The organism is Nostoc sp. 'Peltigera membranacea cyanobiont' 213, from assembly GCF_002245975.1.
In the GTDB taxonomy this organism is placed as follows: domain Bacteria; phylum Cyanobacteriota; class Cyanobacteriia; order Cyanobacteriales; family Nostocaceae; genus Nostoc.
In genome coordinates this window covers 1-11,913 of sequence record NZ_NOLI01000186.1, presented here as the reverse complement: position 1 = coordinate 11,913, position 11,913 = coordinate 1, and the positions used below count along the sequence as shown (strand labels likewise).

At 42.3% G+C, this 11,913-nt stretch carries 10 protein-coding genes; 4 read left to right on the top strand and 6 right to left on the bottom strand.

Annotated features, from left to right (window positions below; translation table 11 throughout):
• Window positions 1–72: 72 nt before the first annotated feature.
• Window positions 73–666 (top strand): Npun_F0296 family exosortase-dependent surface protein, encoded by a 594-nt coding sequence (locus CDG77_RS30875; protein WP_223270069.1) that lies wholly within the window; start codon window positions 73–75, stop codon window positions 664–666.
• 146 nt (window positions 667–812) lie between these two features.
• A complete protein-coding gene (locus CDG77_RS30870; protein WP_094333041.1) occupies window positions 813–1,382 on the top strand; it encodes a hypothetical protein in 570 nt (189 codons plus the stop codon).
• 147 nt (window positions 1,383–1,529) lie between these two features.
• Here CDG77_RS30870 and CDG77_RS30860 read toward each other — a convergent pair whose 3' ends face one another.
• On the bottom strand, window positions 1,530–2,027 hold the full coding sequence (locus tag CDG77_RS30860) for an SRPBCC domain-containing protein (protein ID WP_094333040.1): 498 nt from the start codon (window positions 2,025–2,027) through the stop codon (window positions 1,530–1,532).
• A complete protein-coding gene (locus tag CDG77_RS30855; protein WP_094333039.1) occupies window positions 2,020–2,361 on the bottom strand; it encodes an ArsR/SmtB family transcription factor in 342 nt (113 codons plus the stop codon). The genes CDG77_RS30860 and CDG77_RS30855 overlap by 8 nt, the downstream gene beginning before the upstream one ends.
• 644 nt (window positions 2,362–3,005) lie before the next feature.
• Here CDG77_RS30855 and CDG77_RS30850 point away from each other — a divergent pair.
• Window positions 3,006–4,205 carry an acyl-CoA dehydrogenase family protein gene (locus CDG77_RS30850; protein ID WP_094333038.1) on the top strand — a complete coding sequence of 400 codons (1,200 nt, stop codon included), beginning with the start codon at window positions 3,006–3,008 and terminating at the stop codon, window positions 4,203–4,205.
• Window positions 4,206–4,378: 173 nt separating this feature from the next.
• Here CDG77_RS30850 and CDG77_RS30845 read toward each other — a convergent pair whose 3' ends face one another.
• The 4 genes from CDG77_RS30845 to ssuD form a co-directional block, all read right to left on the bottom strand.
• On the bottom strand, window positions 4,379–5,329 hold the full coding sequence (locus CDG77_RS30845; RefSeq protein WP_094333037.1) for a D-2-hydroxyacid dehydrogenase: 951 nt from the start codon (window positions 5,327–5,329) through the stop codon (window positions 4,379–4,381).
• 325 nt (window positions 5,330–5,654) lie between these two features.
• Entirely contained in the window at window positions 5,655–6,425 is a 771-nt protein-coding gene (locus CDG77_RS30840; protein WP_094333036.1) for an ATP-binding cassette domain-containing protein, read from the bottom strand.
• Between the two features lie 142 nt (window positions 6,426–6,567).
• A complete protein-coding gene (gene ssuC, locus CDG77_RS30835; RefSeq protein ID WP_094333035.1) occupies window positions 6,568–7,395 on the bottom strand; it encodes an aliphatic sulfonate ABC transporter permease SsuC in 828 nt (275 codons plus the stop codon).
• 87 nt (window positions 7,396–7,482) lie between these two features.
• A complete protein-coding gene (gene ssuD, locus CDG77_RS30830) occupies window positions 7,483–8,631 on the bottom strand; it encodes an FMNH2-dependent alkanesulfonate monooxygenase (protein ID WP_094333034.1) in 1,149 nt (382 codons plus the stop codon).
• Between the two features lie 1,089 nt (window positions 8,632–9,720).
• Between ssuD and CDG77_RS30825 the strand changes: the two genes are divergently transcribed.
• A complete protein-coding gene (locus CDG77_RS30825) occupies window positions 9,721–11,529 on the top strand; it encodes an iron uptake porin (RefSeq protein ID WP_094333033.1) in 1,809 nt (602 codons plus the stop codon).
• Window positions 11,530–11,913: the final 384 nt, after the last annotated feature.

Sequence of the window (11,913 nt, the reverse complement as noted above, 5' to 3'; positions counted from 1 at the left end):
TATAGTTCATAAATACTATTCGCCGACAATTAGTTAAGTACTAATGAACTTGTGACAGTTAGGGTGCGGAATGTGGGTTATACAACCTTTGATTTTAATGATGGGAAAGTACCAGGCAATGACCTCGTGAAATATTCTTTTTCTAAAGGTAGCTATTCTACAACAGCTTATTCTGGTCAAACTGGTATTTACTCTGATGTTTGGGCACCTTCTGGCGCTAACGCACAAGTAAATCAAACTGATTATTTAGCCGTTTTCTCTGATAGTGATACCATCATTGAAGCTCAACAGAATAATACTTTTAGTTACTTTGGTTTTGATGCAGGCGCTCTGAGCGGAGGCAACACGTTGAAATTCTTCAACGGAACCACTTTAATCAAAGAGTTAACGTATGATATCTTGAATTCAATAGCTACTGTTGGAGCTTCCCAACATGGTGGTCAAAAAAATGGCTTCTTTGAGTTTTTCTCAGAAGGTACGAATGATACCTTTAATAAAATTGTAATTTCTCAGACAGAAGGTGGCGGCTTTGAAAGTGACAACCATACATTTCGTGTTCAAAGCGTGCCTGAACCTAGTGTTACTTTCGGTATCTTAGCTATAGGTGGGTTATTTCTATACAAACGTCAGAACCAAAAACTTCAAAGTGCAAAGAAATCTACCTAAGCAAAAGTTTGAGTTGGGTGATTTAACAGAACTTTGTTTAAAATAGTTGCCATATATAGCGAAGGATATCCAAAATCCTTCGCTTTGCTTTGGAGCTAGTACCACTAGTGGACTCTCTCTCTGTCTGCTACTATGTATAATTAGTGATGATTAAATTATCCAAATACTCAATTAAGCTTGCTTTCTCTTGCGTTGTCGCCTGTATTATCGCTTCTACGGCTGCGGTAATTGCTCAACCCAAACTTTCACAAAGCAATTCTGTAACAAAATTAACACCGACTCAATTAAAAGTTTTGCGATCGCTAGGGTTAAAAGTAGCATTACCAAGTTATATACCCGCAGATTTTCGTGCTGACAAAGTATTAGTCTCGGCTGGGCGCGAAAATGTTGACAGCTTGGGTTACTTAGTTGTTTACAAAAATTTAAGTGCAGATAAATGCTTTGCGATTGAGTCAGTATCTGGTGGTATTGGCGACTTGCCTTCTGGATCGCGCAGTTACCCGATAAATTCTCCGATATTTGGAAGAAGCGTTTTGGAGCAAGGAGTATACGGTAATGCTAAACAACCAACATTGCTGTCGCAGTGGTTGGGTTCAGAAAATGGTCTTTTTTACAGATTTGTTGGTACGGGAATAGTACCAGAATTGTCTAATTGTAGTAACGTTACTCCCCAAGAAGCAGTCAGAATTACGCAGTCGATTCGATACTTAAATTAATCGACTACGGCTTGTTTGTAAACGCATTACGTCGGGAGCATTTTCAACTTTGGTTGATTGGACTCGGCTCCATATAGATAATTTCCCAAATGTGGGCATCTAGGTCAGCAAACCTATGTCCATACATAAAACCGTGTTATGAAAGACTCAAGCTTTCGTCAAAAATTCGTCAAGGCAGTCAAAAGTGGAGTTCCACCCTGCAATGACCCCCATCTCTTCATGTTTTCGGCGTTCCTCGGCAGACTCATGCATAATTCTGAGTGTGAGTTTGGTATTGCCCCCCAAATCTTCGAACACTGCCGTCACAACTATTCCCCTTGGCAAGTCAGCGTCCATGACCTTTTCAAAACCTTCATCAAATTCATCACTGGTAACAATCCGTTCAAGGGGTACGATTTCGCGGAAGACACCTTTAACTGGGTACTCCGTTCCATCTGGGCCAATCATGACATAGCGCCATTTACCGCCCGGACGCAAATCCAGTTCAGTCACCTGGGTCGTGAAGCCTTTCGGCCCCCACCATTGCGCCACGTGTTTCGCATCAGTCCACGCCTGAAAGACAAGTTCTCGCGGCGCGTTAAAGACTCGGGTGATAACGATTTCGCGTTGGGATTGAGCATCAGTGGAATCATTTTTGCTACTCATTTTCCTTCTCCTGAGTTTGTAATTCGTGCAGATAATCATCTAGCCGATCGAGTCTCTGTTCCCAGAATTGGCGATATTGCTCGATCCAATCCACTGCATCTTTGAGCGGCTGTGCTTTGATCTGGCAGGGTCGCCATTGAGCCTCACGACCCCGCACGATAAGTCCAGCACGCTCCAGAACTTTTAGGTGCTTGGAGATTGCAGGAAGGCTCATCTCAAAAGGCTTGGCTAACTCAGTCACCGATGCCTCACCCTTGGTGAGGTGAGCCAGAATTGCACGGCGAGTGGGATCGGCAAGGGCGGCAAAAGTGACGCTCAGTTGATCGGTAGACATTTTTATTTAACCGAGTGGTTAATTAACTAATAGGTTAAATGTACTATTGAAGAATGTCAAGCATTGACTTGACCCTGATTTGAACTTTTACATCTAAATAGGAATGGGATCATTGCGGTAGTTAGCGGATGCGATCAGTTTCTCTGGCTGGTTGAGATGATTAAGAAGGCGATCGCAGCAGAAGAGAAAAATACACTTATTGCCAGTATTTGTGTTCTAGCTTTGTCAGCGATCTAACTCATTCAAATACAGAAAAGCAGTATCAAGGCACTTTTGGCGGTAATAGTACCCTTGAGGCTACTATCCATAGAAAAATATAAACACTACATTCAGTAAATCGCAAAGTTTTTTTTCAAAAGAGCGATCTCTAAAATTTTGTAATCAAAGATACATTTTCTACTCAACTATCTAAACCAGGCGGTTCGCATAAGATATGGTGAGCTTTTGGAATAAGCGCCGCGAGTTGCCCGATCGCTAAATCTTCTAGCTGGCTTGCTCTGCGAAAGCTATTTGTGTCATACTTGCATAACTTACTAATTCCTAAATTCCGAGCGGCTTTAAGTAGTATTGCTAGCGATCGCCAAAAGACCTGAGTTCGAGGTCATAAACTGAAGAAGAAAAGAAAGCAAGATTTAGGCTACTTTATGTCAAAGTTGGAGCAAGCAGTACCAGACACCTTTGTAACCACAAGCTTAGAAACTCTCCCTAATATTTTCGACCGGGTTGAGGCTCTGGGCAAGGACTTTGCTACCCGTGCAGGGGCACACGATAAAGATGGTTCTTTTCCTTTTGAGAATTTTACAGCTTTGCATGAAGCAGGATTACTCAGCCTCACCATTCCCCGTGAATTAGGTGGTCAGGGTTTAGGGTTGCTAACTATCTGCCGAGTGATTGAAGGGATAGCGCGTGGCGATGCATCAACCGCGCTAGTACTGACGATGCATTATCTCCAACATGCCAATGCAGCCCGTAGCCGTCGCTGGAATCCAGAAGTATATAAGCGGTTGTGTCGTGAATCCATTGAAGGCATTGCCCTGCTGAATGCGGCTCGTGTCGAACCAGAGTTAGGAACACCAGCTAGAGGCGGATTACCTGCCACAATTGCCGAAGGCACAACAGAGGGTTGGCGTTTAACAGGCCACAAGCAATACACCACAGGTAGTCCCATCCTCAGTTACTTTATTGTTTGGGCGCGGACAGCTGAGGACGAACCACAAGTTGGTAGTTTTCTAGTTCCGCGCGATCTGCCCGGTTTGCGAATTGTCGAAACCTGGGATCACTTGGGCATGAGAGCTACAGGTAGCCACGATCTGATTTTAGAGAATGTATTAATCCCCTCAGAGTATGCCCTGAATATCAGTCCCATATCTGCTGCACCATCCTTCGATCCCCTGATTTCTACTTGGGGCAGTTTGACAGTAAGTGCCTTATATCTCGGTGTTGCTACTAGTGCGCGAGACTGGCTGGTGAAATATCTTTGGGAGCGATCGCCTTCTAATCTCAAAGAGCCACTGGCAACTCTACCACGCTTCCAAACTGCCGTGGGTGAGATAGAATCACTGCTATTTGCTAACAAGAGATTGATTTATAGCTTGGCTCAAGATATTGATAAGGGCGAGTATGAGTCTAACGTAGGATTACAGGCACAAGCTGTTAAATACCTGACCACAACTAACTCAATTCGGGCTGTAGAGATTGCGTTAGAACTGACAGGTAATCCTGGTATGTTAAAAAGGAATCCTTTAGAGCGACACTACCGAGACGTTTTATGTAGTCGTATCCATACACCACAAAATGATGTTATTTGCCAGTCATTAGGTAAGTCGGTGTTGAAAGCCAAGTGATTGGCGAGTGGAGGATGAGGGTGAGAAACCGCGTCTACAACTTTTGGGGCACTAACAATGGCAGGAAGTGGCATGGTAATGCTGTTGATGCTACGGAGACGTTCAATTGTCTAAAAAAACGGTAAGGCTAAGAGCGAACAAGCCGACTGACATGAGTCAGAATTTAAAATTGTTTAGTATCCTGCTTTCTTGTCTACGACATTTCGTAAGGGCTGACCAGTTTGGTAGCGGATAAGATTGTCGATAAACAGTTGTGCTATGCGCTCTCTCAGCCGTGGTGAAAGGGCTGAACAATGGGGTGTGATAAAAGCGTTTGGTAGCGACCACAAAGGACTTTCCGGTGGCAGAGGTTCTGTAGCTACTGTATCTAATCCAGCACCCGCAATCCATCCCTCACTTAGTGCAGTGAGTAATGCAGCTTCATCCACGATCGCACCACGAGCGATATTAATTAAGTAAGCTGACTGACGCATGGAGCGCAATGCAGCTTCATCGATCAAGCCTTTAGTTTCTGGAGTTAGTGGTGTAGCAATTACTACATAGTCTGCGGCTGGGAGGAGCGATCGCCACTCATCAGCACCAACAATCTTGTCAAAATTCGGTAGGGGTTTGGGATGGCGGCGACTACCCCAAACTTTAACACCAAATGCTTTAGCGCGAGATGCGATCGCTTGACCTATATTCCCAGTGCCGAGAATTAATAAAGTAGCGTCTGCCAACTCTTCGAGAAACACTCCTCTTACCCAAGTATGCTCATCTTGCAAAGTTTGCAATTTCCGCAGATTCTTGGCGTGATACAGCATGAATGCCAGTACAAATTCCGAAATTGGAATCGCATGAACCCCTGCGCCATTGGTGAGGATAATGTCCTTTTCCAAAAAAGTTGGTGTGAGGATGTGATTCACACCAGCACTAGGCGACTGTTGCCAACGCAGCCTGGGTGCAGCTGTTAGCACTTTGTCAAGAGTAGAATTTTTCAGGTAAAATCCGTTGACATAAACTTCTGCATCACTGGCATCACCATCGAGATTACCTTCACTATCCACCTCCACAACATCTATATCAGATGGTAGGTGTGGCTCAATATCAGCAATGAGATGATCGGGTAAAATTAGTTTCACCATTTGCTACTCTTCCATTTAATTTTAAATTTTCAAAGGGACTGGGTATTAGGAAAACTAATCCACAATCACTAGTACAACACGGCGGAAATAAACCAACCATTGGAAATGTCTAGAACCCTTACGCAATCTGAATTCCGAATTCCGAATTCCGAATTCCGAATTCCGCCTTGCGGTACTAGTGCGTTACGCTGTCCCTAACAGAACCTACGTATCTTTTCAGAAATCAAACTGGATTCCTATATATTAATAATCTTAAGTCTCGAAGTAGCGTATTTTACAGCAGCTACCCCAAGCGTTATATTAATCAACTAATGAATACTAAATCTCAACTACTCAACTGCAATAATTGGTTATTTGATTGAGTACTTTCATTGGTCATTACTCGCTGGAGAACTGCTTCTCTGATATTTATAAACACTTCGCTACTTCTATCTCGCGGGCGTGAAAGTCTCACAGGTAAATCGAGAGAAATCTGTCCTTCATCAATCACTATCACTCGGTCTGCTAACGCGACAGCCTCTTCCACATCATGAGTAACCAAAAACGCAGTAAATTTTCGCTCTTGCCATAAATTTTCAATTAATTGCTGCATTTCTAAGCGAGTTAGAGCATCTAATGCTCCCAAAGGTTCATCTAACAACAACAAACGGGGCTGACTGACTAAGGCCCTTGCCAATGATACTCGTTGCCGTTGTCCACCAGATAAAACATACGGCCACTCATCAGCCCGATCTTTAAGTCCGACTTTATTGAGTGCCCACAAAGCTTTTTCACGCCAATCGCCTTGTAAGCCTAACCCTACGTTTTGGATAACGCGCTTCCACGGTAACAAACGGGGATCTTGAAACATCACTCTTACAGAACCGCTAAGTCTACGCAGTGGTTCTCCATCCAGTAGTATTCCGCCTGAAGTTGTTTTATCTAATCCTGAAACCAGACGCAATAAGGTACTCTTACCACAACCACTTCGTCCAACAATAGCGACAAATTCACCTGCTTCAACTTCTAAATTTAGTGAGTTTAAAACAGTTTTCTTGCCGAAAGATTTCGTCAAATCCAAAATACTTAGTTGTGTACCCTGTACATTAGAACTCACTTGCAAAACCTCATTTTTTTTCAGAACAATCAGGATTTATTTCTTTGATGAGACATTGAATTTGGAAATTACACTCAAAATGAATATAAATCAAAAGTTAAAATCAGGAGTTTTCAACCTTTGAATCTGGTGACTTTAGGATTTATGACTTTTGATAGTTTGGGTTCCAAGCCAAGAATTTTGTTTCTAATCCTTTGGCAACAGCATCTGCTAATTTACCAAGCAGTGCATAGATCGCAATACTTAAAACCACAACATCAGTTTGCATAAACTCACGGGCATTCATTGCCATATAACCAAGTCCAGAATCTGCTGCGATCGTTTCTGCTACAATTAGTGTCAACCACATAATCCCCAAAGAAAAACGTACACCGACGAGAATCGAAGATAAGGCTCCTGGAAAAATAATTTGCCATAATAATTGTGGTGTTTTCAATCCATAGACTTTTCCCATCTCAATCAGTCCAGGATCGACACTACGGATGCCATGAAATGTATTGAGATATAAGGGGAAAAATACCCCCATAGAAACTAGAAATAATCTAGCTTGATCGCCAATACCAAACCAGAGAATTACTAAGGGAATTAATGCCAAATTAGGGATAGTACGGAGCATTTGCAAGGAACTATCTAATAACTTTTCTGCTATCCGGGAAAAGCCATTGAGCAATCCCAAACCGAATCCAATACTGCCACCAACTATAAAACCAGATATCGCCCGCCCAGCACTAATTCCTATATGTTGAAAAAGTTCTCCGGTGGAGGCTAGTCTAATGGCTGTAGCAATTACGCCACTAGGGGCTGGTAAAATTCTGGTTGAGAGTAAACCATTTCTGGAAGCAAGTTCCCAAAGTATTAGCACTAGAACGGGCACAATCCAGGGAACTATTCTATCGATTTGCGGGTTTTCTAAAACCTCGCTCAGGGATATATTATTGTTTCTTTTGGTGTGTTTAAGGCTAATAGTCATGGGATTTTGGATTTTCAATTGTTCCGAAGGATGAATCTAGAAGCATCATCAACATAATTCGTAATTTGCTCTTTAATTAGGAATTATTCATGAAGCACTCGTTAGTTGTTTAGAAAACTTTTCATTGGTGACAATTTCGCTAACAGTACTCAAGACTGGTGGCGTTAAAAGTGCAGGTTCGCTTTGCAAAGGTAGGTGTGGAAATAATAATTCGGCGGTGCGATACGCTTCTTCTAAATGGGGATATCCAGAGAACACAAAGGTTTCTATACCCAAATTACGATATTCCAGCATCCTAGCGGCAACGGTATCGGGATCTCCAACTAAGGCTGTACCAGCACCTCCCCGCACCAATCCAATTCCTGTCCACAGGTTGGGACTAATCTCTAGGGTTTCTCGACTACCACTATGTAGTTTACTCATTCGTCGCTGTCCTTCAGAATCAGAACTAGCCAAGTTCTCCTGAGCTTTTGCGATCGCATCGTCATCCACATACTTAATTAGCTCATTGGCTGCATCCCAAGCCGCAGACTCGGTTTCTCGCACAATTACATGCAAGCGAATCCCAAAGCTGACTGTTCTACCAAGTTCCGCCGCCAATCGCCTAACTTCAGCAATCTTTTGAGCAACTTGTTCTGGAGGTTCACCCCAAGTCAGGTAAACATCTATATGTTTAGCAGCAACCCGCTTCGCAGCAGCAGATGAACCACCAAACCACAAGGGTGGATAGGGTTTTTGAACTGGTGGGAATAAGAGTTTACCACCTTTGATATCCAGGTAGTTTCCCTTAAAATCCACTGTTTCCCCACTGACAATACCCCGCCAAACGGTAAGAAATTCATCGGTTAAATCATAGCGATCGTCATGACTAAGATGTAAGCCATCCCCAGCGAGTTGCACCGGATCTCCACCTGTCACCACATTAATCAACAATCTTCCTTTAGAAATCCGGTCAAATGTTGCTGCCATTCTTGCAGCAGCACCCGGAGAAGTAATTCCTGGGCGAATTGCCACAAGAAATTTCATCCGCTTGGTGACAGATATGAGAGCCGCAGCAGTTATCCAAGCATCTTCACAAGAACTCCCCGTGGGTAACAATGCACCCGTGTAGCCTAAACTATCCACAGCTTGGGCAATTTGCTGCAAATAATCAGGTGTGACAACACGAGAACCAATATCTGTGCCTAAATAGCGTCCATCATGAGATCCAGTAGGAATAAACCAGAGAATTTGCATGTTTGTCAGGGTATGGGAGTTTAATTTACGATTATCCGACCGAATTACCGTATTTTATAGTCAAAATTTTACCCGATATTATCTAAAAATCAAGCCTAATTTAACTATCAGTAAAAAATAGCTGACTGAATAACGAACTTCTTAGCCGACGATTATGACACTTTCGTGGTTAGAATTGCTGTGTTGGAAAATACAACTTTTAACTGAGTAAGCTACATTTCCAATTCGATCGGTAATTACGTAATTAACTCAGATGATACCAGAGGTTATGAAATATTATCTGTAATAACCCAAGTTGCTAGTTACTCTTACAGGCGATCGCCTACGCCACACTAAGTACGTGGGCGTAAATAATTATCGTTGGGACAAGGTAGGGGGTTATTAGCTGGGGGAAAAAGGGTTTGAGCCTTCTTTACTTTTCTTCACGCAATTTGGTTATGAGAACGCAGTTGCTTGGGTTGACTTGACCTAGCCAATAATTTTGACATATTTTCTCTTCATGGATAAATACTGGGTCTTGCATTGTACCAAGCTCTATGCAAAGATAATTCTACGTAAAATCCGGTAACTATATCGGTTTATCGAACTATGAGCTTTTCTTAACAATTGATGCTGTCAAATATAGCTGATTAAAAATTAGTATATTCAGCGAATTTGAATTGTCAGAAAATAACTTGATTTCAATTCAAGTTTTAGTTAATGCCAGCGGCCAGTGATGAGCTTTGTACAACATAATCAACAAAGATGGAATTCTAATGTCTTAGAAGTGTCAGTCCACATAGTATTTGCTTTAGTTTGCCTTAAAGGTAGCCAAGTCTGAAAAAGGCAGTGATTGTCTTATTCAAGACGTTTTTAGTATCCTTTCAAGTGCCAGATTCCATAAGTTTCAGCGACTTTTATAGTCTTAATTCAACCACTTAGTACTGGTTGCGATATTTGTCGGAAAATTGGATTTTTCTCACTGGTGGAACATTTGCTAAGTCTATTCTCTAATGATTTAGCAGAAATATTGCATCAAGAATTTATGCTGTTCGTCTGTCCAATTTAGAGTTCGTTTATTCATCTTTCAGGTTGAGGAGTTAAAGAGTAATGTCGAATTTTCGCTCAAATTATAGATGGACAATGTTCCTGCTTTTGTTGCTAGATATTTTAGGTATCCTGCTTTTTTATCCAGCCAAAAGTCACGCTGAACTGCCTAAATCTGATGTATCTACTGCTGGAGTAGAAGTTAACAAAGCTCCAGAAGTAGTTGTCAATCAAACAGTAGACACTTCAATGCCACCGCTAACGAGTAAAAAGGCTACAAACCCAGAACGGGTAACACCTGTCTCGCAATTGTTGGAAGTTGCGCCGCCGACTAGTAAAAAAGCTACAAATAATTCTGCGGGACAAGTGACATCCGTCTCGCAACTGTCAGATGTTTTGCCTACAGATTGGGCATTTCAAGCATTACAGTCTTTGGTGGAGCGCTACGGTGTAATTGCGGGATATACAGATAGCACATTTAAAGGGAATCGTGCGCTAACACGGTATGAATTTGCAGCTGGGTTGAATGCAGCTTTAGATCGCCTCAATGAATTAATAGCGACTTCAACGACAGATTTAGTCAAACGAGAAGACTTGGGTATTATCAAAAAACTACAAGAACAATTTTCTCCAGAACTTGCTCAATTGCGGGGACGCTTAGATAGCTTGGAAACGCGGACTGCGAAATTAGAAGCAACTCAGTTTACAACTACAACTCAACTTGTAGGTCGAGCGCAGATTGTTTTTAGCGAACTTCTGGCTGGTAATAATGTTGTCACCAAAACACCAGCACCTCGCAATGCCACACTTCAAGGCTCAACCTCTTTACGGTTAAATACCAGTTTTAACGGTAAAGATTCACTAGGTATAACAATAGGAGGTGGAAATATTGAATCATTGGGACAAACAAGAGCTGGATTATTGGGAACTTATGAGGGAAGAACTGCTGATAACTCCAGTATTACTTTTGCACGCAATACTCTTATTCTTAGTGGTGTTCGCTATCGGTTTCTACCTTTTCCAAATACCCAAGTCAACATTTATCCCTTGTCTGATGGAGCTAGTGAGATAGGTCTTTCTGGTCCGATTAACCCATATTTTGAATCGTCTTCTGCGACTGGTGCTAATGGGATTTCACGATTTTCACGGCGGTCTTTGGTCTATAACTATGGAGATAGCGGCCCCGGAATTGCTATACTCCAACAATTAGGCAAACAAGTTCAATTCGGGATAGCTTACAGCGCACCAAATGGTAACAATCCCGCAGTTAATAATGGCTTATTTTCAGGCAGGTATTTAGCTTTAGCACAGTTAATATACTACTCTTCTAATCGGAATTTTCGGGTGGCGGCAACTTACGTTAATACCTATAGCCCAGCAAATACCATAGGTTTTAGTGGAACAAATTTCGGCCCAGCTGTCGGCAGTAACTTGGTAAACAGCACTGTGGCGGGAGCGGGAACTGTGGGCAACCTTTATGGTTTACAGGCGTTCTATCAAGTGAATCCTAAGTTGGCAATTAATGCGTGGGTAAGTTATGCAGCACATCGCTATTTGGGGCGCGGAGATGGCGAAGCTATGGATTGGGCAGTAGGACTGGCATTCCCGGATCTTTTTAGTGAAGGTGCTTTAGGTGGGGTTTTAGTTGGTATGGAACCGAAAATGATCGCTCTCAGTAAGGGTGTAGATTTGGGGGCAGGTGCGGGACAAGCCGATAAAGATACTTCCCTACACATTGAGGCATTCTACCAATATAAAATTGGAGATCATATTGAGGTTACGCCGGGTTTGATCTGGATTACTGCACCGAACTCTGATTCCAGTAATCCTGATAGTTTATTTGCTTGGGTTCGTACTGTCTTTAGATTTTAATCGGTGAAAATTAAAGATACAGCAGTTTTCCTTTGCCTGAAGTAAAAGCTATGGGTTTTGAGGCAGGAGGCAGTTATTGCTGGAGGTAGAAGGTAGAAACTCTTTATATATGCGTGAGTCCTGTATTTTGTACCTCACTTAAAAAGCAAACTGCTGTATAGGTTTTCTAGCGATGTAGAGCTTTGACACTCCCCAGACTTAACAAATATCGCTACACTCAGCATATCCTTATAATATATTGTCAAGAACTTAATTGTTCTCAAGATTGTTTCGGCTGTGCCGAAAAACATCTTGAGGACATTTCGTTTTTAACTCGCTTATAGCTTTCCTTAATCAAATGAGTTACATCATAGCCCTCTCTCAAGGAGCTACGGTGTACACACA